This is a genomic window from Xanthomonas sp. Leaf148, assembly GCF_001423585.1.
Taxonomy (GTDB): domain Bacteria; phylum Pseudomonadota; class Gammaproteobacteria; order Xanthomonadales; family Xanthomonadaceae; genus Xanthomonas.
Map to the genome: position 1 here is coordinate 215645 of NZ_LMOP01000010.1, position 25328 is coordinate 240972.

The following is a 25328-nucleotide window of genomic DNA, read 5'->3' on the forward strand; positions in this document are numbered from 1 at the left end:
ACAGTATCGCGCGAGTGCTGCCTCACTGCGACTTCCAGTCACCGGCGCTGTAGGCGATTTCGATCACCTCGGCGGCTTTTACCAAATCTTCGATGCCAGCCTGCTTGGTCGACGTGTAGCAATTGAAGCCTAGATGCGCCTTGAGCTGGCGCGTCATGTCCACGGCGCCTTGCTCGGGCTTGGCCTTGGCGTCGAGGTGGATGGTCAGGTCCGCGCATCCGCCTATGTTGGTCACCTTCACTGCCGGTACGAGCGCACGTGCGGCCTGGTCGGCGAGCGCGTCAAAGTCGGGTTGCGCGATGGCTCGCTGCGCTGCCGATACCCGTACCTTGACGTAGTAGAGCTGCTTGTAGAACAGATAGCCTGTGGAAAGCAGCGGCATGCCGGACGACGACAAGTCCATGCTGAGTCTCAACTTTTCTCCAACGATTCGCTCGGCATCGGCAATGGCCGCAATCACCTGGGCATCTACCGCGTCGGCCGGGGTATGAGTCGGGGCATCGTCGCTTGTCAAGATGAACCTGGTCTGGTCCAGCTCGTCCAGCCGTGAATAGGTGCCTTGCGTACGCGCTGCGGCAAGATCCTGGCGGAAGGCGGCCATGCCGTGCTTGATGGCTTCGGCTTGATCACGTTGCCCGGCCGGATACACGAAGACATCGATGTTCAATTCCGAATGGTCGGCCATCGTGTAATGAAACCCGGCGCCCGAAACCTTGGCGGCCGGGTTGTAGGAACTGCGGGCAAGCCTGAATGGGCCAATATTCCTCGGTGCGGCCAGATAACTGGTTTCGATGTAAGCGCGGGAGGATGCACCGGCATTCTCCGCTGCGGCTGGCAACGCAGCCGGCGCAAGACCCAATAGGCAGACAGAGAACAAGACGCGATAGCCGACCATGCGCACTTCCTGTGCAGAGCGTTGTCCCAAGTGTAACGCTGTAGCGCTGCGGATTGGCGCGGGCAGATCCGCGCTACGGCGGCACGATGACCACGCCGAGAATTTCCGCAGTTTCTGGCTTGTCCTGAATTTGCACCAAGCCCCGCTTAGCAGGGCGCCATCGTTACACCGTCATGCCGCAGGTTCGGCAGGCTTTTCGACTAGGTCGCGCTTTTCATAAGCCTTGACAATACGTGCCACCAACGGGTGCCGCACCACGTCGCGTGCTTCGAAGAACGTGAAGCTGGCGCCTTCCACATCGTGCAGCACCTCGATCGCATCGCGCAGGCCGGATTTGACGTGCTTGGGCAGATCGATCTGGGTCAGGTCGCCAGTGACCACGGCAGTAGAGCCGAAGCCCAGGCGGGTCAGGAACATCTTCATCTGTTCGATGGTGGTGTTCTGCGCCTCGTCCAGGATCACGTAGGCATCGTTGAGCGTGCGGCCGCGCATATAGGCCAGCGGGGCGATTTCGATGACGTTCTTTTCCAGCAGCTTGACCACCTTTTCTACACCCAGCATCTCGTACAGCGCGTCGTACAGCGGGCGCAGATACGGGTCCACCTTCTGGCTGAGGTCGCCTGGCAGAAAGCCGAGCTTTTCGCCGGCCTCCACCGCTGGGCGCACCAGGATCAGCCGCTGCACGCGCGATTCGTTCAAGGCTTCCACCGCGCTGGCCACTGCCAGGAAGGTCTTGCCGGTGCCGGCCGGGCCGATGCCGAAATTGATGTCGTGCGTGGCGATCGCATGCAGGTACTTGGCCTGGTTGGCGCCGCGGCCGCGCACGGTACCGCGCTTGACCTTGATCGCCACGTCCTGCGCCTGGTACGCACGGTCTGCCACATGCTCGACATTGGCATCGGTCAAGCGCAAGTGGATCGCATGGTTATCGAAGGTGGTCGAGGCGGCTTCGTCATACAACGCAGTCAACAGCGTCTGCGCGGCGGTGACTGCCGGTTCCGGGCCGGTGATACGGAAGATGTTGCCGCGGTTGGCGATCTCGACGCCAAGTTTGAGTTCGATCTGGCGCAGGTGCGCGTCGAACGGGCCGGCCAGATTGGCCAGGCGCTCGGTGTCGTCGGGTTCCAGGGTGAAATCGCGGTAGGCAGGTGAGTTCATGGTGGGGTCGGACAGCGCGCGTACGGCGTCGGTAGGGCGGCAGATGAGGGTAGCGCGCAGCATGTGATCCCACCAACAAACCCGGTGGCGCCTGCGATGGCCGCTGCGCGCGCCGGCAGTTTTCCACAAGCGCTGTGGAGTCACGCATCACTAACCTGTGGATAGATTGCGTCAGCCTTACTGGCACAAGGTCTGAGAGCTATGTGGTGAAAAAATCACCAGTGCCTGCGAGGTTGTCCACATGCGGTGTGGATCGAATTCGGCAAAGCCTGTGGGTAAGTGTCACCACGCCTTGTGCTGCAAGGTGTTGTAGCGGTGTGGTGAATTTTTGACCACTGCAGCGGATGCGGTGGAATGCTGCGTGCAGCGATGTGGCCGCTCTGCGGCGCATCGCCGGATGCGCGAGCAGGTGGCGACATCGTCTCCGGCAACGCGACTATGCATCTCGCGCATCACCCATGAGCACGCTAAGCAGCGAGTCCACTGCATGGAGGCGAGGCAGGAGTCACGCGCGACAGCACGTGCGCCGCCTAATCCAGCACACGCGCCAGCACGCAATGCGGCTGGCAGCTTGCATCGATCTTTCAGGTGTGCCGACACGGCATCACGCGTGCAGCGCACGTGCGATGTATGTGCGCTGCAAAGACTGTCTCGGCGCAGCGCCGCACAACTGCGGCGCGTGTGTCAGCTGGTGCTGTCGTCCAGTTGGATGCGACCACGCAGCGAATTGCTCATCGCCTCGGTGATCAACACATCCACAAACTGCCCGATCAGGCGCGGATTGCCGGGGAAATTCACCGGTCGCATGTTCTCGCTCTTGCCGGTCAGCTCGTTCGGATCGCGGCGCGATGGGCCTTCCACCAGCACCCGCTGCACGCTGCCGACCATGGACTGCGAGATGGTCGCCGCATGCGCGCTGATGTGTGCCTGCAAGCGCGCCAAACGCGCCTGCTTGACCGCATCGGGCGTGTCGTCTTCCAGGTCCGCAGCCGGTGTGCCGGGGCGACGCGAATACACGAACGAAAAGCTCTGATCGAAGCCGACGTCTTCGATTAACTTCATGGTCTTTTCAAAATCCGCTTCGGTCTCGCCGGGAAAGCCGACGATGAAATCCGAGCTGATCGAAATATCCGGGCGCACCGCGCGCAACTTGCGGATCTTGGATTTGAATTCCAGTGCGGTGTAACCGCGCTTCATCGCCGACAGAATGCGGTCGCTGCCTGCCTGCACTGGCAGATGCAGATAGTTGGCCAGCTGCGGCACGTCGCGATACGCATCCACCAGCGAATCGGAAAACTCCAGCGGATGCGAGGTGGTGAAGCGAATGCGGCCAATGCCCTCGATCTGCGCGATGGTGCGGATCAACAGACCCAGATCGGCGTACTGCGCTGCCTCGCCGGCATCGGCGCCATACGCACCGTGATACGCGTTGACGTTCTGGCCTAGCAGGTTGATCTCGCGCACGCCTTGCGCCGCCAGTTGCGCCACTTCCACCAGCACGTCTTCAAACGGGCGGCTGACTTCTTCGCCGCGTGTGTAAGGCACCACGCAGAACGAGCAGTACTTGGAGCAGCCTTCCATGATCGATACGAACGCCGATGGACCATCGGCGCGCGGTTCGGGTAGGCGATCGAACTTCTCGATTTCCGGGAAGCTGATGTCCACTTGCGACTTGCCGGATTGGCGCCGTGCACGGATCAGTTCCGGCAAGCGATGCAAGGTCTGCGGCCCGAACACCAGATCCACGTACGGCGCGCGCTTGACGATGGCTTCGCCTTCCTGCGAGGCCACGCAACCGCCCACGCCGATGATCACTGGCGTACCGCCGGCCTTGGCGCGGTTTTCCTTGAGCAAGCGCCAGCGTCCCAATTGGCTGAACACCTTTTCCTGCGCCTTTTCGCGGATGGAGCAGGTGTTGACCAGCACCACGTCGGCGTCTTCGGGGTTGTCGGTCAGCTCCAGCCCTTCGGATGCGGCAAGCACGTCGGCCATCTTGGCCGAGTCGTACTCGTTCATCTGGCAACCGTGAGTCTTGATGTACAGCTTGCCACGCACCACGGCGGGTGCCGCAGGGCGGGCGACCGGCAACGGCAGCAGGGCAGGTGCGTCCACGGCGGTGGCCGCGGACAAATCGGAAACGGATGTCCCGGGCATGGCGCTTATTCCAGGCGGGTGAGATAGCCGGACAGTTTACCCGCTCACGGCAGCGCTTGCGCTGCTAGCTTGCTGCCTACGCGTCGACGCCGGTTGCGCGCGCGAATGCCGGGCGCTCGGCCATCCGTGCGATGTAGGCGCGGGTCGGGGCCGGCGGGTCGATCATGCCGAATTGCACCATCCATGCCAATGCGCCGCCCCATAGCACGTCGGCTGCGCTGCAGCGCGTGCCCAGCAGGTAGTCGCCTTGCGCCAGCTGTGCGTAGACCACGTTCAGTACGGTGTCGGAGTCGGCATAGGGCGAGAGCGAGCGCGGTGGGGGCGAGCGCTTGAGCGCAAGGTCGACGATTGCCGGTTCGAATGCCGCGCCATAGAACGCCAACCAGCGCAGGTAGGCTCCGCGGTCGGCGTCGCCCGGCGCAGGCGACAGGCCGGCTTCCGGGTAGAGCTCGGCCAGGTACTGATAGATGGCGCCTTGTTCGGTGACCACGCTGTCGCCGTGCACGATCGTCGGGATCTTGCCCATCGGGTTGATCGCGAGGAACTCCGGCGCAAGCTGCTGCTCCTTTTCCAGATCGATGATCTGCAGGCTGTAGCTGGCGCCCAGCTCTTCCAGCAGCACCAGGACACCACGTGAGCGTGAGCGGGGATTGTGGAACAGGGTGATGTGGCGGTCGGCGGACATGGTGGGTTCCTTGAGAGCAGGTGGTGGTGAGGTGGGTTCGAGGTCATTGCTGATATGACGATCCTAAGGGGGCCTTGCGGACAGTTTCTGTCCGCAATACCGTCTCGCCATGGCTTCGACCGCTGCCCGTCTGTTGCGACTGCTTTCCTTGCTGCAAGGTGGCCGCAGCTGGCCGGGCGCTGCACTGGCCGAGCGCCTGGAGGTGCACCCGCGCAGCCTGCGGCGCGATATCGAGCGACTGCGCGAGCTTGGCTATCCGGTGCATGCGGCGCCGGGATCCGGTGGCGGTTACCGGCTGGGGCAGGGTGCGGCGGCCTTGCCGCTGCTGTTCGAAGAAGAAGAGGCCCTGACCGTGGCGATCGCCCTACGCGCGGCTGCCCCGGCCATCGCCGGCATGGATGCGGCGGCGGCCCGCGTGCTGGCGAAGCTGGACCCGCTGCTGCCACGGCGGAGCGGTCAACGCGCCAGCGCAGCACACGCTGCCATGGCGAGCATGCCGATTGCCGAGGCGGGCACCCTGGTAGATGCGGCCTTGCTGGCGCAGCTTGCCGGTGCCTGCCGCGACCGCACCACGCTGCGGCTGGACTATCGACGTCACTCCGGCGTGGCCACCACCCGCTGTGTCGAGCCAGCGTTGTTGGTCAACTACGGTCGGCGCTGGTACCTGCTGGCCTGGGATTGCGAACGCCAGGATTGGCGCACGCTGCGCGCAGATCGCATCGATCTGGCGGTCCTTACCGGGGCCCGGTTCGGCGCACGTGCGCTGCCGGAGGAGCCGCTGCAGTTGCTGCGCAACGCCATCGGCGAAGCGCCGTTCCCCTGTCGGGTGAGGGTGCGCCTGCCGGGGACGCTGGAGGCGTTGGCCGCGCAGGTTCCACCCTGGCTGGGCGCGCTGGAGGCAGACGGGGCAGGCCATTGCTGGCTTGGGTTGGGCGCGCCGAGCATGCCGGCGCTTGCGGCCAATCTGCTGTTGCTGGAGCTGCCGTTCGAGGCGATTGCGCCGGACGCCCTGCGGCAACCGCTGGTCGATGCGCTGGATGCATTGCGGACACGACTGCACCGGCCGTCGGCCTGAGCATTGCCGCCTCTTGGCAAGCCCGGGGCAAGCTGGGACACTCCGCCGCATGAAGGGGATGTCAAGATTGCTGGGGTTATTGCTTGTCACGTTGTCGGCTGCGCCGGTCAGCGCCGGCACGCTATACAAGTGCGTCAGCGGCGACGGCATCACCAGCTACCTGAGCAAGCGCCAGAGTGGCGCCACCTGTAGCGTCATCAGCAGCTATACCCCCGACCGCTCGGCCCGTCGTCCGCCATCTTCGCCTTCGCCTGTGTACCCGGCGTCGGCAGGGTCCAGCGGTTTGGCTCGTCCCATCGCCAGTATCGACAGTGGCGCGCCCGCCACGATCATCAGCCCGCCACCAAGGCGCGCGGCCGAGGCCGCTGTGGCCGCGCCGCGTGCGCTGCCGGTGGCAGAGCGTGCGACATCGATCATGCCGGCCGCCGCGGTCAACCCGCGCCGCGTGGTCAGCGGGCAGGTCTATTCGTATATGAAGGACGGCGTGCGTCATTACACCAGCGCACGTCCGCGCCAGGTTGCCAGCATCGAAGGGCTGCGCACCATCCACTACAGCTTCATCGAGACCTGTTACGCCTGCGGCGCCAAGCCGGGCGTCAACTTCGGCGCAATCCGGCTCAACACTGCGGCCTACCAGCAGGAGATCGCGTCGGCGGCGCGCGAGTTCGGGGTCGAAGAAGCCATCGTGCGGGCCATCATCCATGCCGAGTCGGCCTATAACCCGTTGGCGCTCAGTCGCGCCGGTGCACAGGGACTGATGCAATTGATGCCGGGTACCGCACGCCGCTTCGGCGTCAACGATGCCTATGACGCATCGCAAAACATTCGCGGTGGCGTGCAATACCTTTCGTGGTTGCTGAAGCGCTTCAATGGCGACCTCACCTTGGCAGCCGCGGGTTACAACGCCGGCGAAGGTGCCGTGGACCGCTACGGTGGCGTGCCGCCCTACAGCGAGACCCAGCGCTACGTGCAACGCGTCGGCCTGCTGGCCGGCCGCTATCGCGGTCAGAGCGCAACTGCCAACTGAGCAACGCGCTGCGCCCCGGCACTTGCAGATGCAGGCAGCGCTGAGGTGGTGACTCCATGAGGCCTTGCCGTTCGCATGGTCGCCAGTGCTGCACACGCGCAGCGATGCCTCCGCTGCCTCATCGCGCCCTCGCACCGATGCGCCGTCTGCGCGCACTGCGTCACAACCATCGCATGGGTTATCGCGGTTCGCAGGCACCACGACAGGCGACCGCGCACATCGGCCATTGCATCGCACATGCCCGACTGCGTACATTGCATTGTCTGTGCATTAAGCGTTCCGCTACACTGCGGTCGATTCATCGCGGCTGGACCCCCCGCCAGCCGTTGGCAGCCTCACGCTACCTAATTAAGATCGGAGAGCCGGATGGCCAACGATGGGGTTAACGCACCTGCTGATATCGGGCGTCGTCGGTTTTTGACCGCGACGACGGCCGTGGTCGGTGCGGTCGGAGCAGGATTTGTTGCAGTTCCATTCGTGAAGTCGTGGAATCCAAGTGCACGTGCCAAATTGGCAGGTGCACCGGTGACCGCCGACATCAGCGCCTTGCAGGAAGGGCAACGGCTGGTCCTGGAATGGCGCGGTCAGCCGATCTGGATCGTCAAGCGCTCCAAGGCGATGCTCGATGCATTGCCGTCGTTGGACGACCGGCTCAAGGACCCCAAGTCCGAGAACAAGGACCAACAGCCCGAGTACGTGCTGAAGAACCCCGAGTACCGCTCGATCAAGTCCGATATCTCGGTGCTGGTCGGGTTGTGCACGCATCTGGGGTGCTCACCGGAAATGGTGGCCGAAATCCGGCCCGAGCCCTACGATCCGCAGTGGAAGGGTGGCTACTTCTGCCCCTGCCACAAATCGCGTTTCGACATGTCCGGCCGCGTTTTCGACGGCGTGCCCGCACCAATCAATCTGCTGGTGCCCCCGCATCACTATGTGGACGACAACACCCTGGTGATCGGCGTCGATCCGGATGGTGCAGGTCCGTCGACCAAAAGCACGGGGGCTGCCTGATGAGCAATATCCTGGTTCGTACCGCCAACGGTGTGTTCGAGTGGGTCAACGAACGCGCGCCCGGGCTGATGCCCACGTACCGCAAGCACATCAGCGAGTACTACGCGCCGAAGAACTTCAACCTCTGGTACTACTTCGGCTCGCTGGCCATCGTGGTGCTGGTGAATCAGATCGTCACCGGCATCTTCCTGACGATGCACTACAAGACCAGCGCCGCCGAAGCATTCGCGTCGGTCGAATACATCATGCGCGACGTGGAGTGGGGCTGGCTGATCCGCTACATGCACAGCACCGGTGCCTCGCTGTTCTTCATCGTGGTGTATCTGCACATGTTCCGCGGGTTGATGTACGGCAGTTACCAGAAGCCGCGCGAGCTGGTGTGGATTCTGGGCATGCTGATCTACCTGGTGCTGATGGCCGAAGCCTTCATGGGCTACGTGCTGCCATGGGGCCAGATGTCGTTCTGGGGCGCCAAGGTCATCATCTCGTTGTTCGGCGCCATCCCGGTGATCGGCAACGGGCTGACGGAGTGGATCATGGGCGATTACCTGCCCGGCGATGCCACCCTCAACCGCTTCTTCGCGCTGCACGTGATCGCACTGCCGCTGGTGCTGTTGCTGCTGATCGTGCTGCACATCGGCGCGCTGCACGAAGTGGGCTCCAACAATCCCGACGGCGTGGATATCAAGAAGGGGCCGAAGGGCAATCGCTGGGATGCGCACAAGCCCGCCGATGGCATCCCGTTCCACCCGTATTACACGGTGAAAGATCTGGTTGGCGTCGGCTTTTTGCTGCTAATTGCTGCCTTCATCATTTTCTTCGCGCCAGCGTTCGGCGGCCTGTTTCTGGAGCACGACAACTTTACCGAGGCCAATCGGCTGGTAACGCCGGAGCACATCAAGCCGGTCTGGTACTACACGCCGTACTACGCGATGTTGCGCGTGATACCGAACAAGCTCGGCGGTGTGCTGGTGATGTTCTCGGCGATCGCCATCCTGTTCCTGGTGCCGTGGCTGGATCGCGCCAAGGTGCGCTCTGTGCGCTATCGCGGCTGGATCTCGAAGGTGGCGCTGGGCGTGCTGGTGGTGTGCTTCGTGTGGTTGGGTGTGATCGGCTCCGGCCCCGGCACCGATGCGCACGAAACCTATGTGGGGCGTGTGCTTACCTTCCTGTACTTCGCCTTCTTCATCACCATGCCGGTGTGGACGCGGCTGGACAAGACCAAGCCGGTACCGGAGCGGGTGACGACCCATGACTAAGCGCATCGTGATGTCATGGAAGTCGCGCGTGGCGGCACTGCTGTGTGGCCTGACCCTGGCCGCAGGCGCAATGGCTGCCGAAGGCGGGAAGGTGCAGCAGGCGGGCAACGATCTGGGCGACCGCGCATCGCTGCAACGCGGCGCGCAGTTGTTCATGAACTACTGCTCCGGCTGCCACTCGTTGAAGTACCTGCGCTACTCGCGCATGGCCAGCGATCTGGGATTGAGCGAAGCCGAGGTCATGGCCAATCTCAACTTCACCGGGGCCAAGGTCGGTGAGCATATCGAAGGCACCATGCCGCACGATGCGGCGACCAAGTGGTTCGGCAAGGCACCGCCGGATCTGACCTTGATCGCGCGCGTACGCGGTACCGACTGGGTGTACACCTACCTCAAGTCGTTTTATCTGGATCAGACCCGTCCGCTGGGCTGGAACAACCAATTGTTCCCCAACGCGTCCATGCCCAATCCGCTGTGGGAGCTGCAAGGCCTGCAGCAGGCGCAATTCGGCCCGCCCGACAAGGCCACCGGCGACAAACCGGTTGAGGCGCTGAAGCTTGGGCAGCCGGGACGTCAGACCCCGGTGGAGTTCGACCAGACGGTGCGCGATATCGCCAACTTCCTCGAGTACGCCGGCGAACCGGCCGCATTGAAGCGGCAGAGCATGGGTGTGTGGGTGATCCTGTTCCTGGCGCTCCTCACCTTCATCGCGTACTTGCTGAAGACGGAATACTGGAAGGATGTGCATTGAGACTTGAGGGACGTGCATTGATCGGGGCGTGATCTCCGATTAATGCCTGCACCAAGCGCATGCCTCAAGCACGTACCAAGTAAAAGGCACCAAGCTGCGGACGCCAAGCGCGGACACTGACCTATATGCTCAAGCCCCTCTCCCCACAGGAGAGGGGTTGGGGTGAGGGTAGGCTGTCAAGTGATGCATGCACGACCGGCCAATCGTTGCTGGCACGACGATGTTGATCTCGATCACTCGCGCAGATCTGCGCGGATACAGCACGCACTGCAGGCATTCCGCAATGCGTCGGTCCGCTCACGACAGCGAAAGCACACCCCGGCAATAGCAAGCCGCATGTACCACGCGATCTGCGCAACCTGCGCAATGCTGCAGTGGCGTCAGCCAGTGGTCACACCAAGCCATACAACTCAGCGGTTCTGCCAGTGCAACGTTGGCCGCTGTGGCGCGATGTCCTGCGGGGCGCAGGCTTCACGAAGTGGCATCCAGGTGGGGGCATCGACTGCAATGCCACGCATCGGCTGGTGTCGGCGCCTGAACCTCATCGCCGCAAAGCGATATCTCCGCCAAAACGGCGCAAATCGTCTGCCATGCCTGACAAGTCGACAACGTCATCGGCTACCCGTGCATTAATAAGCCCTATCACTCTTGGCTTTTGCGTGACGTGATTGCACACTCGAAGGACCGTGGTGACGGTCGGCGTTGGGCCGACCGCGCCGATGCGGCCGGCGGATTCCGGTCGTCGGAGAGCCTTGAATGGCGACGAGTGTGCGTATGCGGAATACCTTGACTTTGTTTTCGTCCAACGACGACGTGTTGTGCCACCGGGTCCGTCTGGTCCTGGCAGCGAAAGGGGTGACCTACGACCTAGTGCCGGTCGACCCGCAAAATCCTCCCGAAGATCTGATCGATCTCAATCCCTATCATTCGGTGCCGACGCTGGTCGAACGCGACCTGGTGCTGTATGCCGCATCGGTGGTCAGCGAATATCTGGACGAGCGCTATCCGCATCCGCCGCTGATGCCGGTCGACCCGCTATCGCGTGCGCGCCTGCGTCTTGCGATGCTGCGCATCGAACACGACTGGGTGCCGCAGGTGCAGGCGATCCAGCTCGGCAACAAGACCCAGGCTGAAGCCGGCCGCAAGCGGCTGAAAGAACTGCTCACCGCATCGGTGCCGCTGTTCAAGGCCAGCAAGTTCTTCCTCAATCCGGAAATGAGTCTGGCCGATTGCGCGATGGCGCCGATCATCTGGCGACTGGATGCATTGGAGATCGGTCTGCCCAAGGATGGCAAGGCGATCGAGGACTACGGCAACCGGATCTTCCGCAATCCCGGTTTCATTCGCAGCCTCACTGATCAGGAAAAAAAGCTGCGTGATTTGCCGGGCTGATGTGACGGCTGTATGCCAACAGACCGACTTGCGAGCGCGTCGCCGCCGTTGCGGGCCATGTCCGGGTAAAATGACGTCATGAGCGAAGATTTCCCCCGCATGACCAGCCATCGTCCGTACCTGTTGCGGGCCTTGGTTGAATGGATCAACGATAACGGCATGACGCCGCACGTTTTGGTGGATGCAGGACTGCCCGGCGTGCAAGTGCCGGCCAGTGCTGTCAAAGATGGCCGCGTTGTGTTGAACATCGCCGAGCGCGCCGTGGTCGGGCTGCAGGTCGACAACGAGAGCGTGAGTTTTACTGCGCGCTTCGGCGGCGTCAGCTACCCGGTGATGGTGCCGATGGCTGCCGTGCTGGCGGTCTACGCGCGCGAAACCGGGCAGGGCATGGCGTTGCCGGACGACATTCCCGGCACCAGCAGCGAGCCGCCGGATCCCGGTGCACCGCCGCCGAGCACGCCTGCGCCGGATGAGCCGCCAAGCGGTGGCAAGCGCCCGCATCTGCGCGTGGTCAAGTAACAGCGCGCAAGATGGCTGACCGCAGCGTTCCCATGCTGGTGGAACGCGCGCGTCATGTCGATTGCAGTGAGCCGGATGCGTCCGGCGCGGTCGATTACCACTACGAGTACGACCTCTATCGCTTCACGCAGGGTGCGCGCTGTCTTGTGGCGCGCAGCTATGTCGATACGCCCGATGAAGCGCACTTTCTCAGCATCGAAGTGGCTGGCAAGTCGCGGCTGTTGAAGCGGGCGGACATGCAGCATCCGCTTTGCCTGTTCGCACAAGCACAGCTGCGCCGCGAGGGTAAGCAGCAGCTACGCTGGTTGAGCGGCAGGGGCGACGGTTACGAGTCGGTGCCGGATGGCGCGGCAGCTCCGATGGCCGGATCTGGCTGGAGGTCTGCCATTCGTCGCCTGATGGACTGAGCCACGGACAACGCACGACGACAGTCGCGGCTAACAGCGGCTAACAAAGTGCTGCGCTCATCGCCAAGCGGGCGCGGCCGGCGCTAGGGCAGGGACCAACCGTCCACTCCGGTTCTGAGCGCGCCTTCCGCACCCACCTGGCGACTGCTCGCGACGCTGTGTAAGCCGCCATACGCTGCCATCAGGCATCAGGTAGCTGCAAGACGAAGGCGCCAGGGCAGGTGCCAACGCAGCCTGCTCATTCCAGCCGTTCTTGCTCCGGGTGCAGCGCACGCACCGTCGCAACCTGCGGCCCGGTGAAGGCAATCAATTGATCGCCACGCAGCACCAGTTTGCCGCTGTGGCGATCTGCGCCATCGTAGGAATACTCGAAGCGGAATGTGCGCTCGAAGCCCAGCCATCCATTGGGCATCCTGCAGATGCGCAGATTGGTGGAGTGCACGCTCTGGTCCAGCCACTGCACATCTGCAGCACGGCAGGCATTGCGGCCGAGGATATCGGCGCGTTCGGCCGCCGCCCGCGACGAGTTCCAGAACGCGAACAGCGCAGCGCCGGCAATCATGAAGAGGATGAGGCTAGGCATGCCGCCAATGTGCCACGGCTTGCGGCCGATCGACAATCGTCCGCTCGGCCCGCAGCGTTGCGTCAGCGACGCCATCATCGCCAAGCAATCGGCGGTGCTCGCAATCCCGCACCCCGCAGTCCGGCCCCAGCCATGCCGCAACAGGGGCTGCTATCAGAACGTAGCGACCCGCTGCGAAGCGGGCGCGGACGGTACACGGGCACCAGGGTGCAAGCGCGATACATAAAAGCCCGAGCAACGGCCGCGCCCGTCGGGTGTTCCCGCTTTAGCCTTGCTTGCTCGCACCAAGAGCGGCCAGCACAACGTAGCGAGCCACCGCGAAGCGGACGTGGACGGTACACGGGCACCAGAGTGCAAGCGCGATACACAAGAGTCCGGGCACCGGCCGCGCCCGTCGGGTGCTCGCGCTTTAGCCTTGCTTGCTCGCATCAAGAGCGGCCAGCACAACGTAGCGAGTCACCGCGAAGCGGACGTGGACGGTACACGGGCACCAGAGTGCAAGCGTGGTAAACAGGATTCAGGGCACCGAGCGTGCCCGCCTGGCGGCTGCACCGGTTTGATGGTCGCGGCGTAGTCTTGTCTAGTTGCTCTAAATCGTTCACTGCCAACGCCGCATCCGGCTTGTGTGGGCTGCTGCCGACCCCCATCCATTGCTCTCTCGCCGAGTTGAATCCGATTGCCGGGCGGCCGGTTGGCGTCGTGGTGTCGGGCATCGCCCATGCATCCTGTTCTGCAGCACTTCCATCCTGTGGTCGCCGCGTGGTTCGCGCGGACCTTTGCTGCGCCCACGCCGGCGCAGATCGCTGCGTGGCCGGCGATCCAGGCAGGGCGGCATACGCTGGTGGCGGCGCCGACCGGGTCGGGCAAGACGCTGACCGCGTTCTTTGCGGCGATCGATGCGCTGATCCGCGACGGCCTGGACAACGGCGGTGCGCTGCCTGACCAAACGCGGGTGGTGTATGTGTCGCCCCTGAAGGCGCTCTCCAACGACATCCATCTCAATCTGGACGCGCCGTTGCAAGGCATCCGCGTGGCCCTGGCCGCCGAAGGCCTGCCGGACGTGGCGGTGCGCACGGCGGTCCGCACTGGCGACACGCCACAACGCGAGCGGGCTCAGGCACGGCGCGTGCCGCCGCATATTCTGGTGACCACGCCGGAGTCGCTGTACGTGCTGCTGGGCTCGGCATCCGGGCGCAGTGCCTTACGGCATGTGCGCACAGTGATCGTCGATGAAATCCATGCGGTGGCGGCGGACAAACGTGGCAGTCATCTGAGCCTGACCTTGGAGCGGCTGCAGCGACTGGCCGATCAACCGATCACGCGGGTCGGGTTGTCGGCAACACAGAAGCCGATCGATACCGTCGCGCAGTTTCTGGTCGGCGTGGGCGAAGACGGCGTGCCGCCGCCCTGCGAGATCGTCGATATCGGCTACACGCGTGAGCGCGATCTGGCGTTGGCGCTGCCGCCCACATCGTTGAGCGTGGTGATGTCCAACGACCAATGGCTGCAGGTCTATGCCGACGTGGCCACGCTTGCGCAGCAACATCGCACCACGCTGGTGTTCGTCAACACGCGGCGCATGGCCGAGCGTGCGGCGCGGCATCTGGGCGATTTGTTGGGCAAGCAACGCGTTGCCGCGCATCACGGCAGTCTGTCGCGCGAGACGCGTCTACTGGCCGAACAACGGCTCAAGGCGGGCGAACTCACCGTGCTGGTGGCCACCGCATCGCTGGAGCTTGGCCTGGATATCGGCGATGTGGATCTGGTGTGCCAGCTCGGCTCGCCGCGCTCGATCGCCACCTTCCTGCAACGCGCGGGCCGCTCCGGTCACAAGGTCGGCGGCACGCCGAAGGCGCGGCTGTTTCCACAGACCCGCGACGAGTTGGTCGAATGCGCGGCGTTGCTGGACAGCATCCGACGTGGCGAACTGGATGCGCTGCGCATCCCCTTGGCGCCAGTGGATGTGCTTGCACAGCAGATCGTGGCCGAAGCGGCCTGCGAGGACTGGGACGAAGATGCGCTGTTTGCGCTGATGCGGCGCGCGTGGCCGTTCGCCCAGCTGAGCCGTGCCACCTTCGATAGCGTGGTGCGCATGCTGTGCGAGGGCTTCAGCACCCGGCTTGGCCCGCGTGCCGGGTATCTGCATCGCGATGCGGTGCATCGGCGGCTGCATGCGCGCCGCGGTGCGCGCATGACCGCGCTGACCTCCGGCGGCACCATTCCCGAAACCGGCGATTACAGCGTGGTGCTGGAGCCGCAGGCCGAAAAGATCGGCACGGTGAACGAAGATTTTGCGGTCGAAAGTCTCACCGGCGACGTGTTCCAGCTCGGCAATGCCAGCTACCGCATCCTGCGCGTGGATGCCGGGCGCGTGCGCGTGGAAGATGCCAAGGGCGCGCCGCCGAATATCCCGTTCTGGCTGGGCGAAGCGCCTGGCCGCAGCGACGAGCTGTCAGCAGCGGTGTCGCGCCTGCGCGGCGAGATTGCGGCCCGACTCGACAACGCACCGCATCAGGCAGCACGTGATTGGCTATGCAGCACGCTGGGCTGCTCTGCAGAAGCGGCGCAGCAACTGGTGGACTATCTGGCGCATGCCTGCGCGGCGCTGGGCGCCATGCCCACGCAGCAGTGTTTGGTGATGGAACGGTTTTTCGATGGCAGCGGCGGAACGCAATTGGTGATCCACTCGCCTTACGGCAGCCGCATCAATCGCGCATGGGGGCTGGCATTGCGCAAGCGCTTCTGCCGCACCTTCAATTTTGAATTACAGACCGCAGCGACAGAAGACGCGATCGTGTTGTCGCTGTCGACCAGTCACAGTTTTGCGCTGGAAGAGGTTGGCCGTTATCTGCATTCGTCGTCGGCCGAGCATGTGCTGATCCAGGCGCTGCTGGATGCGCCGCTGTTCGGCGTGCGTTGGCGCTGGAATGCGACCAACGCAATGGCGCTGCCGCGTTTCACCGGTGGCAACAAGGTGGCGCCGCAGTTGCAGCGGATGAAGTCCGAAGACCTGTTGGCGACCGTGTTCCCGGATCAGGTGGCCTGTGCGGAGAATCTGGTTGGCGAGCGCGAGGTACCGGATCATCCGTTGGTGACGCAAACGCTGGACGATTGCCTGCATCAGGCGATGGACAGCGAAGGCTGGTTGCAGGTGCTGCGCGGGCTGGAATCGGGTGCCATCACGCTGGTGGCGCGTGATCTGGCGGCGCCGTCACCGCTGGCGGCCGAAGCCTTGAATGCGCGTCCGTACGCATTTCTGGACGATGCGCCGCTGGAAGAACGCCGCACCCAGGCGGTGCAAAGCCGCCGTTACACCCCGCAGAACAGCGACGACCTGGGGCGCTTGGACCCACAGGCCATCGCGTCGGTGCGTGAGGAAGCCTGGCCGCAGCCCCGCGATGCCGAAGAGATGCACGAGGCCCTGGTCGGGCTGGGCGTGCTGCCGGTCGATGAAATGGCCGGTGCGCAGTGGCAGCCGTGGTTGACGGCACTCGCCGCCGATGGTCGCGCCAGTTGCCTGCTGATGGACGGCGCTCCGGCACTGTGGATCAGCGCAGAGCGGATCGATTGGTTCATGCCGTTGTATCCGCACGCCTCGGCGCAGCCGCCATTGAAAGCGCCGGCCGACTGCGGTGTGACCGACTGGGAGCGCGACTGGGCGGTGCGCGAGCTGTTGCGCGGGCGCTTGTCGGCAGTGGGCCCGGCACAAGTGTCGGCATTGGCCGCCGCATTGCGCTTGCCCGAAGACGAGATCGCGCTGGCATTGCTGGCATTGCAGCGCGAGGGCTATGTCATGGCCGGCCAATTCAGTGCGCATGCGCCGTCGGAAGAATGGTGCGAACGCCATTTGCTGGCGCGCATCCATCGCTACACGCTGGGGCGTTTGCGGCGCGAGATCGAGCCGGTGTCGCAGCGCGATTACGCGCGCTTTCTGTTCGAGTGGCAGCATGTGGACAGCGATAGCCGGGTTGCCGGACCGGACGCATTGGCGGGGGTTGTCGGGCAACTGGAAGGCTTCGAAGCGCCGGCCGTGCTGTGGGAAAGCGAAGTGCTGCCGGCGCGTGTGCGCGACTATCAACCTGCCTGGCTAGATGATTTATGCACCGCCGGACGCACCGTGTGGGCGCGCTTGCGGCCGGGCGGTGGACGCAGCGGCGCCGCGTTGCGGGCGACTCCAATCGTGCTGCTGCCGCGCCGTGACGCGCAGCGCTGGAGTGGCCTGGCACGTGCGGTCGACGACGCACCGCTGGGGTCGCGCGCGCAGCGTGTGGTGGAGGTCTTGCAGCAGCAGGGTGCGTTGTTCTTCGACGAGATTTCCGATGCCGCGCACCTGATGAGCACCGAGCTGGAAGACGCCCTGAGCGAACTGGTGATGCGTGGCCGTGCGCATTGCGACAGTTATGCCGGGCTGCGCGCGCTGCTGGTGCCGGCCTCCAAGCGGCCGTCGGCGCTCTCGCGGCAGCGGCGTCGTGCCACTGCTCTGGGCATACGCGATGCCGGGCGATGGGCGCCGGTGCGTGCGCTTGCCGAGCTACCGCTGGCCGAAGCCGGCGAGCGGCATCAAGAGATGCTTGAACACGTCGCGCGCACGCTGCTGCGCCGCTACGGCGTGGTGTGCTGGCGCTTGCTCGAGCGCGAGGCGGCGTGGTTGCCGCCCTGGCGCGAACTACTGCGCATGTATCAACGCCTGGAAGCGCGCGGCGAAATCCGCGGCGGCCGTTTCATCGCCGGTCTGTCTGGCGAGCAGTTTGCATTGCCGGATGCGATCGCGGCCCTGCGCCGCGTGCGCGCCCAGGCTCCGCAGCAGCGCTGGGTGTGCGTGAGCGCAAGCGATCCCAGCAATCTGTTGGGCAGCATCCTGCCTGGCGAGCGCGTGGCACGCGTGCCGGGCAATCGCGTCGCATCGCTCGACGGCGTGCCGATGGCGGTGTGGGCTGCCGATCGCTTCCAACCGCTGCAGGACCTCACCGCCGAACACACCGAGCAGGCCTTGCGCCTCCTGCAACGCGGGCCAGGTGCGGCCGAGCCGACGCCGATGCAGCAATGGCTGGCTCAGTCGCCTGGCAGCGCCGCACGCGTGCCGGTCACGCGTGGTAGCGGACGCGACAAATAGGCGCTGTCGGGCACCACCCAGCGCCATGGCTGGTCGACGGCCTTGCGGATGCCGATGCGCGGCGTCGCGAGCGCAACCGCCGGCGGCGGGGTGCCATCGTCTTCGATCCATAGACGTGCGCCAGCATCGGTCAGGTCCAGTCCGTTGTCGGCCGCAGTGACGCCGAACGCCTGCGCCAGACGGCCGGGGCCAGTGGTCAGTGCCTTGGCCGGTGCGGCGCCGCGTGCCGCCTGCATGGCCTGCACGCCAGCGAGCGGCTGCAGCGCGCGGATCAGCACGGCGTGCCCGGGGGCGCCGCCGCAGACTGCATTGATCGCCCAGTGCATGCCATAGATGAGACACATACAGATGCCCGGGTGGGCCGAACATCACCTGCGTGCGCGGGGTGATGCCACGGAACGAATGCGCGGCTGGATCGTCGCTGCCGCAATAGGCCTCGACCTCGGTGATGCGGCCGCGCCGGCCATCGGCACTGACCAGCACCTTGTTGAGCAGGCGCGGCGCAACCTTGCGCGAATCGTGTGCGTAGAAAGCGCGGGGCAGTGGCGTGGGCGACATGGCATCAGCCTAGCCGCCCGGTCGTGATGTCTCTGCGGACTGTCCCGGACATCCCGCGGAGCGTGGGTAGGGTTTTTCCGAATGCGCCAGGTCAGGAGCGCCGGACCTGTCACAAAACTGCATATCCAATCTCATGAATAGGCGCTGTACCGATCGAAGCATATCAAGCGTGTTTTGCCAGCGCCGATAGCTATCAACGATTGGTTAGACGAGTCCGCATCGTGCGATCGGCACGCGCAGCACCGTCGATTGCCCATGCAACGCATGCAGCCCACGCAGCACTCAAAGAGAACTCCCCAATGTTAGGCAACTTCAAAATCGGAACCAGGCTGATCGTGGCGTTTCTGATCGTCTCGGCGATCGGCGCGTGCATCGGGTGGGTCGGCTATTCCAACTCCGGACGCATCAGCGACCTGTCGGCCTCGCTGTACGAGCGCGAGCTGCTCGGCCTGTCCAACGTCAAGGAAGCCAACATCAATCTGATCTACGCAGGCCGCGCACGCGCCAACCTGTTGCTGGCCAGCAGCGCGGAAGAACGCCAGTCGCATGTGCAAAACATCGACAAGTACACCGCCAAGGTGGTCGATCACATGACCCGTGCGCGCGGCAGCTTTCAGACCGAAGAAGGCAAGACCAAACTGGCGCAGTTCGATCGTGCGTGGCAGACCTATCTGGATGAGCGCGGCCGCTTTATCGAAGCCGCCAACCGCGAAGCAATGCGCGAGGCCAATCCCGAACTTGCTGCATTGTCGCGTGCGGTGCGCGCCAGCTCGGATGAAGTGGATACCTTGATGACCGATCTGAGCGGACTGCGCGAGCGCAGCGCCGCCTCGGCCAACGCAGAAACCGGCGCCATCCATGCGCGCAGTTCCAAATTGCTGATCGCCATCATTTGCGGCGGTGTGTTGCTCGGCGCCGCGCTTGGGGTGGTGATCAGCCGCAGCGTCACCGGCCCGATCCGTCGCGCGGTTGCAGTCGCCAATGGCCTGTCGGAGGGCGATCTGACCATGCGCATCGATGTACACGGTCGCGACGAAACCGCGCAGTTGCTCGAAGCCATGCGCACCATGGTGCAGAAGTTGTCACAGGTGGTGGGCGAGGTGAATACCAGTGCCGAGACCCTGGCCAGCGCGTCCGAAGAAGTCAGCGCCACTGCGCAGTCGTTGTCGCAGGCCGCCAGCGAACAGGCGGCCGGCGTGGAAGAAACCAGCGCCTCGCTGGAGCAGATGACGGCATCAATCAGTCAGAACACCGAGAACGCCCGCATCACCGACGGCATGGCCACCCAGGCCGCGAAGGAAACCATCGAAGGCGGCGAAGCGGTGGTGGCCACCACCCAGGCGATGAAGCAGATTGCGCAGAAGATCGGCATCATCGACGACATCGCCTATCAGACCAATCTGCTCGCGCTCAATGCCGCCATCGAAGCGGCGCGTGCCGGCGAGCATGGCAAGGGATTTGCGGTGGTGGCGGCCGAAGTGCGCAAGCTCGCCGAACGCAGCCAGGTGGCCGCGCAGGAAATCGGCGAGGTGGCCAGTTCCAGCGTCGAACTGGCCGACCGCGCCGGGCGCCTGCTCGACACCATCGTGCCGAGCATCAAGCGCACCTCGGATCTGGTGCAGGAAATCTCCGCCGCTTCCGAAGAACAATCCTCGGGTGTAAGTCAGATCAACTCGGCGGTGGTGCAGCTGAGCCAGACCACCCAGCAGAACGCCAGCGCCTCCGAAGAATTGGCCGCCACCGCCGAAGAAATGAGCGCGCAGGCCGAGCAGCTGCAACAGAGCATGGCGTTCTTCCGGCTGGGCGGGCAGGGCGCTGCGAGCACGCCGCCCAAGCGTGGCAAGCAGGTCGCTGCACGCCCGGCACGTGTTGCAGGTGCGCGCGCTTGGCGTGGCACTGCAGCGCCGGCATATGCGATGTCCGAGGGCCCGGACGAAGGCCAGTTCGCTCGCTTCTGAGAGATCGATCAATGACCGCACAGACTTCCGATGTCATGCCGGGCGATGCCGATGCAGCCGCCCAATACCTCACCTTTCAGCTGGACGGCGAAACCTTCGCCACCAGCATTCTTGGGATTCGCGAAATCATCCAGTACCGCACGCCGACGCCAGTACCGTCGATGCCGGCGTGCGTGCGCGGTGTGATCAATCTGCGCGGCGCGGTGGTGCCGGTGGTGGATCTGCAGGCACGGCTCGGGCGTGCCGACAGCGCCATCAACAAGCGCAGCTGCATCGTGATTCTGTCCACCGAGCAGGCGCAGGGCACGCAGGTGATCGGCGTGCTGGTCGACGCCGTCAATGCGGTGATCGAACTGGCCGATGACGATATCGAAGCGGCGCCGGCGTTCGGTACGCATATCCGTCGCGATCTGCTGCGTGGCATGGGCAAGGTGGGCGAGCGCTTCGTGGTGCTGCTGGAGATGGAACAGGTGCTGCAGGTGGACGAGATTGCCGGCAACGCCGACGCGCTGGCTGCCTGAGCCCACTTGGAATTCTGGCGAGCCGATGCTGGTTGATTGAGAGTGCAAACGACTGCCAGCGCGTAGAGAGACTGCGCGTCGTGAGTCGCGGTGATTCGTAAGCCGGGCGCGTTGGTTGGGTAGCGGGCGCGGCAGTAGTTTGACTGCCGCTCGCTGCCCAAGGCAAATCACGTAGCACAAATGCATTCGGCGTCAGAACGTCGCAGGCGCGCATCAACCAATGTTGAACACGTGTTACGTAGCGCCGTGTACCCGCAGTGCTACGTGCATGGCACTGCAGCGTCTGTTACTCAGGGCACACAGTAAAGACAGCGCGAGCAATTCAGCTCGGGCGAGTGTCAGCCCTGCAGATGCCAGCCGCTGAACCGCTGCACGCGGTTGCGTCCATCGCAGATCGCGCCCTGCAACGCATGTCGCGCGCGCGCCAGCAAGGTGTTGCTGTCGAGCGTCTCGCTGGCAGGCACATCGACCAGCCCGATGCTGGCGGTCAACGTACCGATGGGCCAGTGCGCGGTTTCGACTGCTTGACCGATGTCTTCTGCAGCGTGCGCTGCAGCAGACGCCCCCGCTACCGGAAGCGCCACGCACAGCCGATCGCAGTCCAGCCGCGCCACGATCGCGGTCTGCGGCAGCTGCGCCTCGACCAGTCTTGCCGCCTGCACCAGCGTCGCTTCCGCTGCGGCAACGCCCGATTGCAGTTTGTGCCGCTTGAAGCCATCCAGATCGATCAGCAAAAAGCCCAGCGACTGTTCCGGCGCTGCGGCACACGTGTCTTGCAGACGCTGCAAGCCATGCTCCAGCCCGGCGCGGTTCCAGAGCCCGGTGAGCGCGTCGCGTAATCCATCGAGCTCGACCAGCTCGGCCGCACGCCGTAACTCGATGGTGTCCACGACCTGCCGCGCCAGCACCCGCAACGCATCGCGTTCGGCGCCCGACAGCCGCCGTGGCGTGCGATCGAGCACGCACAAGGTGCCTAACGCGATGCCATCGGAGGTCAGCAGGGGCGCGCCGGCGTAAAAGCGGATCTGCGGCTCGCCGGTGACCAGCGCGTTGTTGACGAAGCGCGCATCCAGATGCGTGTCGGCCACTTCCATGAGCTGGTCGGGCGCAAGAATGGCGTGCGCGCAGAACGACAGCGTGCGTGGCGTCTCGCTCGGCTGCATGCCGATCTTGGATTTGAACCACTGCCGCTGCGTGTCGACCAGCGAGACCAGCGCCATGGGCGTGCGGCACAGGGTGGCGGCGTCGGCGGCGAGCGCGTCGTACTGCGGCTCGGGGGCGGTATCCAGAAGCTGGTAGGCATGCAGTGCGGCCAGACGGTCGTCTTCATTGGCTGGCGGGCGCGCACCCAACAAGGCGCCAATGTCGCCCGGCAACAAGGTGGCGTGGATCAGGTGCAACGCGGGCGCGTCGGGAAGCTGCATGCAAGGCCTTTGCAACAAGCGCCATCAAGGCGATCAAGTGTCTGCAGCGATGGTCGCTGCCGTTAGGTGCGCCGAAATGTCGGCCGCCCCAGCGGCTGACATGTCAGGATCTTGCCACATCGGCGGGCCGCAGACGCGGCTTCGAACCCACGCCGATGCTGCAGTACTCGGTCTGTCGAACGGTGCGGCTATTCGCCCTGGCCGGCAGTCCCCTTGGGGCGGCGGCTGTGCTCGTCATGCACTTTCAGATCTTCCTGGCCCGGGCGCTGCTTGGCGGTTTCGTCCTGCTTGCGCGAGTCCTGGCTGTCGGAGACGCCGCTGGCGTCGTCGTCGGCACTGTCGGGTTGGCGCTGTTGGTTGCTCATGGCGAAGGGTCCGCTGGGATGGAGAGGCGGACGTTAGCGCGCGCGATGTGATATCGGCGGCATGGCCTGTCCCTCCGCCCGCTTGGCGCCGTTGGGACAGCTGAAACAAAAGAGCCCTGGACGCGAACGTTCAGGGCTCTTCGTTTGATGCGGTGGTGGAGCGGAAGGGGATCGAACCCTCGACCTTCGCGATGCGAACGCGACGCTCTCCCAGCTGAGCTACCGCCCCACGTGACTCGATTCTAACCACATGCCGCACCGTTCGCCAAGGCAACCGGCAGCGGACTGCGGCAAACCGGTCAATCCCGCACGGATTACTCGCGAATCAACGGGAACTTGAGGTCCGGGTTCTTGGCCTTCCATTCCTTGTACGACACCGAGCCTTCCCAGGCAGCGAAGGCCTTCGGGGTACGGCCGCGGCCAGACCAGGTTTCGCCGGTGTGCGGCAGCTCGTACTTCGGCTTCACTTCGCTACGGCCGCTCTTGACCACTTCCTTGCGCGCAGAAGTGGTGCCCAGATAGGCCGCGATATCGTTGCGCTGCTTGGTATTGAAGTGACCGGCAAACTGCTCAAGCAGCGAGACGATGGTGGCATGCGCAGAGGATGCCTCGCTCGCGCGCTCGGTTTTCTCCTGTTCTTCCAGCTTCTGCAGCTCGTCCAGCAGCTTGGCTTTGGCTTGCGCGATGGAATCCAGTTTCGAAGAGGTATTGCTCACAGAGGTATGGCCTCGGAATAAAGAGTGGAGACGCCGCCCTAGGGGCGAGCGCCATTATGGCATGCGGCCCGGGGGCGACCGCTGCGTGTGCGGGGGCTTGCACACGACGTGAACAGCCTTTTCACAAGGTCTGCCTGGCCGCTTTCGCATTGTCGTTGCGGGCGCTGCCAAGCTTACACGCAGGCCAGCAAATCCGACCATGACGAGAGCGGGAGCAGGCGATGAGCAATGACCAGCGCAGCATCGGCTTACGCGACTATGACCGCATCATTCTGCCGATGCAGACGATGAGCCGAAGTACCGGGCCACGACGCTAGGAGTGAGCGACCTCGCACTGCGCGCAAGAGTGATGTCTGGGGCTGCTACCAGCGCAAGGACACTTGGGCAGGGGATGGACTGTTTCCAACACACTCTGGCGCGTTGCGCAGCGCCGGAGTGACCCGGACGCATCGCTTCGAGCAGACCGCATCTGGCAAAAAAGAAAGCCCGCATCGCTGCGGGCTGTCGTCTGCGTAACGCCGGGTTCACTGCGCCGTGTTGTCGGCCAGTAATGGCATCAGCTGCGCTTCCAGTATTTCGCGTCGCCACTGGCCCAGCGCGGCAGGCCAGCTGTGCTGCTCGATCAGGGTTTCCAGATGCCGACGCGAGGCGAGCAGGCCGTCCGCTAAGCCAAGTTCGCGGCTGCGCTGCGCCACCGCATCCTGCAAACGCTTGAGCACGGCCTTGTTGCCATCGGTGGCGGCCTGCGCCAGCGGTGCGGTGTCTTCGTCGGGTAGCGGCGTGTTGAGCGCGTCCCACACCGCGTTGGCGAGCTTGCGCGGGGCCTTGGGGAATTTGTCGAACTGACGCAGCAAGGCGTCCAGATCCGCGGGCGGAAAGCGCGCCACCTGGCTGGCCAGTTCGTTGTCCAGAATCCAGCTGCGCGGGCGGTCGCTCTGACGCGCCTGCAGATCGCGCCAGCGCAGCAGCCGCAGCAGCCGACGTTGCGCGGCCGGCTCCAGAAATTGTGCAGTGCGCAGGCTCACATGCGGCCAGCGCTCGCCGTCATCGTGCTCGACCGTGGCAAGCAGGCGCTCGGCGTCTTCGGCCAGCCAGCCCAGGCGATCCTGTTCGGTGAGGCGACGGGTCAGCTCGTCGTGAATCGCGAACAGGTAACGCACGTCGTCGGCGGCGTATTCCAGTTGCGATGCCGACAGCGGGCGACGCATCCAGTCCGAGCGCGTCTCGCCCTTGGTCAGCAAGGTGCCGGTGACTTCCTGCACCAGCTTCTGGTAGCCCATGCCGCCACCCACACCGGCCAGCGCGGCAGCGATCTGGGTGTCGAACAGCGGACGCGGCAACACGCCGCATGCGCACTTGAAGGTGACCAGGTCTTCGCTGGCGCTATGCATCACCTTGACGATGTCGGTGGCGGTCAACCACTCCTTGAGCGCCTCGTTCATGCCCGGGATCAGCGGGTCGATCAACAGGATCTCCTCGCCGATGGCCATCTGCACCAATGCCAGTTGCGGCCAGTAGGTGCGTTCGCGAATGAATTCGGTATCCAGGCCGATGCGCGAAGGACGCGCCGCCTGCAGGCGTTCGGTCAGCTCGGAGGGGTGGGTGATCCAATGGGGCACGTGATTTCCGTCGACAGCAAGGGTTTGCGCAGAACGCGCAGAATAGCCTAACGTCGCGATCGCCTGTCGTGCGGCAGAGCACTGGAAGGAGCAGGTGGTGGGTAAGTGCGGTAACCGGATGGCAGCGTGGGCACTGGT

General features: G+C 64.4%; 20 protein-coding genes, 1 tRNA gene, 3 other RNA genes and 1 pseudogene. 12 read left to right on the forward strand and 13 right to left on the reverse strand.

Translation table 11 applies throughout. The annotated features are described in order from the left end of the window. Nucleotides 1-22: 22 nt before the first annotated feature. The 4 genes from ASF90_RS15115 to ASF90_RS15130 all read right to left on the reverse strand — a co-directional run bounded on the left by ASF90_RS15115 (nt 23) and on the right by ASF90_RS15130 (nt 4892). Complete coding sequence (locus ASF90_RS15115; RefSeq protein WP_236699280.1) at nt 23-895, reverse strand: hypothetical protein; 873 nt, start codon at nt 893-895, stop codon at nt 23-25. Between the two features lie 171 nt (nt 896-1066). Then, complete coding sequence (locus ASF90_RS15120; protein ID WP_055852306.1) at nt 1067-2053, reverse strand: PhoH family protein; 987 nt, start codon at nt 2051-2053, stop codon at nt 1067-1069. A 684-nt stretch (nt 2054-2737) separates the two neighbouring features. Further along, nucleotides 2738-4207 (reverse strand): tRNA (N6-isopentenyl adenosine(37)-C2)-methylthiotransferase MiaB, encoded by a 1470-nt coding sequence (gene miaB / locus ASF90_RS15125; protein ID WP_055851863.1) that lies wholly within the window; start codon nt 4205-4207, stop codon nt 2738-2740. Nucleotides 4208-4283: 76 nt separating this feature from the next. After that, nucleotides 4284-4892 (reverse strand): glutathione S-transferase family protein, encoded by a 609-nt coding sequence (locus ASF90_RS15130; RefSeq protein WP_055851868.1) that lies wholly within the window; start codon nt 4890-4892, stop codon nt 4284-4286. Nucleotides 4893-5001: 109 nt separating this feature from the next. On the opposite strand from ASF90_RS15130, the gene ASF90_RS15135 reads away from it, so the two are divergent. From ASF90_RS15135 to ASF90_RS22560, 9 genes are all read left to right on the forward strand, one after another. Further along, on the forward strand, nt 5002-5967 hold the full coding sequence (locus tag ASF90_RS15135) for a WYL domain-containing protein (protein WP_055851870.1): 966 nt from the start codon (nt 5002-5004) through the stop codon (nt 5965-5967). Nucleotides 5968-6016: 49 nt separating this feature from the next. Beyond that, entirely contained in the window at nt 6017-6994 is a 978-nt protein-coding gene (locus ASF90_RS15140) for a lytic transglycosylase domain-containing protein (protein WP_055851874.1), read from the forward strand. A 366-nt stretch (nt 6995-7360) separates the two neighbouring features. Continuing rightward, nucleotides 7361-8005 carry a ubiquinol-cytochrome c reductase iron-sulfur subunit gene (gene petA / locus ASF90_RS15145; protein WP_055851876.1) on the forward strand — a complete coding sequence of 215 codons (645 nt, stop codon included), beginning with the start codon at nt 7361-7363 and terminating at the stop codon, nt 8003-8005. Continuing rightward, nucleotides 8005-9264: a cytochrome bc complex cytochrome b subunit gene (locus tag ASF90_RS15150; RefSeq protein ID WP_055851880.1), complete on the forward strand. Its 1260-nt coding sequence runs from the start codon at nt 8005-8007 to the stop codon at nt 9262-9264. Before petA ends, ASF90_RS15150 begins: the two co-directional genes overlap by 1 nt. Further along, a complete protein-coding gene (locus ASF90_RS15155) occupies nt 9257-10015 on the forward strand; it encodes a cytochrome c1 (protein WP_055851883.1) in 759 nt (252 codons plus the stop codon). The genes ASF90_RS15150 and ASF90_RS15155 overlap by 8 nt, the downstream gene beginning before the upstream one ends. A gap of 756 nt (nt 10016-10771) precedes the next feature. Continuing rightward, nucleotides 10772-11407 carry a glutathione S-transferase N-terminal domain-containing protein gene (locus ASF90_RS15160; protein WP_024939278.1) on the forward strand — a complete coding sequence of 212 codons (636 nt, stop codon included), beginning with the start codon at nt 10772-10774 and terminating at the stop codon, nt 11405-11407. A gap of 78 nt (nt 11408-11485) precedes the next feature. After that, on the forward strand, nt 11486-11926 hold the full coding sequence (locus ASF90_RS15165) for a ClpXP protease specificity-enhancing factor (RefSeq protein WP_055851886.1): 441 nt from the start codon (nt 11486-11488) through the stop codon (nt 11924-11926). Nucleotides 11927-11958: 32 nt separating this feature from the next. Beyond that, nucleotides 11959-12333 (forward strand): hypothetical protein, encoded by a 375-nt coding sequence (locus tag ASF90_RS15170; protein ID WP_055851889.1) that lies wholly within the window; start codon nt 11959-11961, stop codon nt 12331-12333. 90 nt (nt 12334-12423) lie between these two features. Next, nucleotides 12424-12500, forward strand: a non-coding RNA gene (locus ASF90_RS22560) — sX9 sRNA. A gap of 71 nt (nt 12501-12571) precedes the next feature. On the opposite strand, the gene ASF90_RS15175 is transcribed toward ASF90_RS22560, so the two are convergent. The 3 genes from ASF90_RS15175 to ASF90_RS22570 all read right to left on the reverse strand — a co-directional run bounded on the left by ASF90_RS15175 (nt 12572) and on the right by ASF90_RS22570 (nt 13284). Further along, nucleotides 12572-12952, reverse strand: a complete 381-nt coding sequence (locus ASF90_RS15175) for a DUF3301 domain-containing protein (protein ID WP_055852311.1) — start codon at nt 12950-12952, stop codon at nt 12572-12574. Between the two features lie 112 nt (nt 12953-13064). After that, nucleotides 13065-13140: non-coding RNA, sX9 sRNA (locus ASF90_RS22565), on the reverse strand. A 68-nt stretch (nt 13141-13208) separates the two neighbouring features. Beyond that, a non-coding RNA gene (locus tag ASF90_RS22570) (sX9 sRNA) lies at nt 13209-13284 on the reverse strand. 350 nt (nt 13285-13634) lie between these two features. On the opposite strand from ASF90_RS22570, the gene ASF90_RS15180 reads away from it, so the two are divergent. Beyond that, the gene (locus ASF90_RS15180) at nt 13635-18029 is read left to right on the forward strand and encodes a DEAD/DEAH box helicase (RefSeq protein WP_055851892.1); all 4395 of its coding nucleotides are present in this window, start codon (nt 13635-13637) and stop codon (nt 18027-18029) included. Here ASF90_RS15180 and ASF90_RS15185 read toward each other — a convergent pair. Beyond that, nucleotides 17969-18587, reverse strand: a pseudogene (locus tag ASF90_RS15185) (DNA-3-methyladenine glycosylase). The gene ASF90_RS15180 and the pseudogene ASF90_RS15185 overlap by 61 nt on opposite strands. A gap of 299 nt (nt 18588-18886) precedes the next feature. Here ASF90_RS15185 and ASF90_RS15190 point away from each other — a divergent pair. Then, complete coding sequence (locus ASF90_RS15190) at nt 18887-20545, forward strand: methyl-accepting chemotaxis protein (protein ID WP_055851896.1); 1659 nt, start codon at nt 18887-18889, stop codon at nt 20543-20545. An 11-nt stretch (nt 20546-20556) separates the two neighbouring features. Next, on the forward strand, nt 20557-21066 hold the full coding sequence (locus ASF90_RS15195) for a chemotaxis protein CheW (RefSeq protein ID WP_055851899.1): 510 nt from the start codon (nt 20557-20559) through the stop codon (nt 21064-21066). A 338-nt stretch (nt 21067-21404) separates the two neighbouring features. Here the strand turns inward: ASF90_RS15195 and ASF90_RS15200 are convergent, their stop codons facing one another. From ASF90_RS15200 to rnd, 5 genes are all read right to left on the reverse strand, one after another. After that, nucleotides 21405-22490 carry a diguanylate cyclase gene (locus ASF90_RS15200; protein ID WP_055851903.1) on the reverse strand — a complete coding sequence of 362 codons (1086 nt, stop codon included), beginning with the start codon at nt 22488-22490 and terminating at the stop codon, nt 21405-21407. 188 nt (nt 22491-22678) lie between these two features. Continuing rightward, the gene (locus ASF90_RS23895) at nt 22679-22855 is read right to left on the reverse strand and encodes a hypothetical protein (RefSeq protein ID WP_162847468.1); all 177 of its coding nucleotides are present in this window, start codon (nt 22853-22855) and stop codon (nt 22679-22681) included. A gap of 153 nt (nt 22856-23008) precedes the next feature. Next, nucleotides 23009-23084 (reverse strand) — tRNA-Ala (locus ASF90_RS15205). Nucleotides 23085-23169: 85 nt separating this feature from the next. Then, nucleotides 23170-23571, reverse strand: a complete 402-nt coding sequence (locus ASF90_RS15210) for an H-NS family nucleoid-associated regulatory protein (protein WP_055851906.1) — start codon at nt 23569-23571, stop codon at nt 23170-23172. A 524-nt stretch (nt 23572-24095) separates the two neighbouring features. Beyond that, complete coding sequence (rnd, locus tag ASF90_RS15215) at nt 24096-25190, reverse strand: ribonuclease D (RefSeq protein ID WP_055851909.1); 1095 nt, start codon at nt 25188-25190, stop codon at nt 24096-24098. Nucleotides 25191-25328: the final 138 nt, after the last annotated feature.

What these genes read in the sequence shown, in the direction of transcription:
- ASF90_RS15115 (WP_236699280.1), bottom strand. Translation starts at nt 895, where the DNA reads ATGGTCGGCTATCGCGTCTTGTTCTCTGTCTGCCTATTGGGTCTTGCG.
- ASF90_RS15120 (WP_055852306.1), bottom strand. Translation starts at nt 2,053, where the DNA reads ATGAACTCACCTGCCTACCGCGATTTCACCCTGGAACCCGACGACACC.
- miaB (WP_055851863.1), bottom strand. Translation starts at nt 4,207, where the DNA reads ATGCCCGGGACATCCGTTTCCGATTTGTCCGCGGCCACCGCCGTGGAC.
- ASF90_RS15130 (WP_055851868.1), bottom strand. Translation starts at nt 4,892, where the DNA reads ATGTCCGCCGACCGCCACATCACCCTGTTCCACAATCCCCGCTCACGC.
- ASF90_RS15135 (WP_055851870.1), top strand. Translation starts at nt 5,002, where the DNA reads ATGGCTTCGACCGCTGCCCGTCTGTTGCGACTGCTTTCCTTGCTGCAA.
- ASF90_RS15140 (WP_055851874.1), top strand. Translation starts at nt 6,017, where the DNA reads ATGAAGGGGATGTCAAGATTGCTGGGGTTATTGCTTGTCACGTTGTCG.
- petA (WP_055851876.1), top strand. Translation starts at nt 7,361, where the DNA reads ATGGCCAACGATGGGGTTAACGCACCTGCTGATATCGGGCGTCGTCGG.
- ASF90_RS15150 (WP_055851880.1), top strand. Translation starts at nt 8,005, where the DNA reads ATGAGCAATATCCTGGTTCGTACCGCCAACGGTGTGTTCGAGTGGGTC.
- ASF90_RS15155 (WP_055851883.1), top strand. Translation starts at nt 9,257, where the DNA reads ATGACTAAGCGCATCGTGATGTCATGGAAGTCGCGCGTGGCGGCACTG.
- ASF90_RS15160 (WP_024939278.1), top strand. Translation starts at nt 10,772, where the DNA reads ATGGCGACGAGTGTGCGTATGCGGAATACCTTGACTTTGTTTTCGTCC.
- ASF90_RS15165 (WP_055851886.1), top strand. Translation starts at nt 11,486, where the DNA reads ATGAGCGAAGATTTCCCCCGCATGACCAGCCATCGTCCGTACCTGTTG.
- ASF90_RS15170 (WP_055851889.1), top strand. Translation starts at nt 11,959, where the DNA reads ATGCTGGTGGAACGCGCGCGTCATGTCGATTGCAGTGAGCCGGATGCG.
- ASF90_RS15180 (WP_055851892.1), top strand. Translation starts at nt 13,635, where the DNA reads ATGCATCCTGTTCTGCAGCACTTCCATCCTGTGGTCGCCGCGTGGTTC.
- ASF90_RS15190 (WP_055851896.1), top strand. Translation starts at nt 18,887, where the DNA reads ATGTTAGGCAACTTCAAAATCGGAACCAGGCTGATCGTGGCGTTTCTG.
- ASF90_RS15195 (WP_055851899.1), top strand. Translation starts at nt 20,557, where the DNA reads ATGACCGCACAGACTTCCGATGTCATGCCGGGCGATGCCGATGCAGCC.
- ASF90_RS15200 (WP_055851903.1), bottom strand. Translation starts at nt 22,490, where the DNA reads ATGCAGCTTCCCGACGCGCCCGCGTTGCACCTGATCCACGCCACCTTG.
- ASF90_RS23895 (WP_162847468.1), bottom strand. Translation starts at nt 22,855, where the DNA reads ATGAGCAACCAACAGCGCCAACCCGACAGTGCCGACGACGACGCCAGC.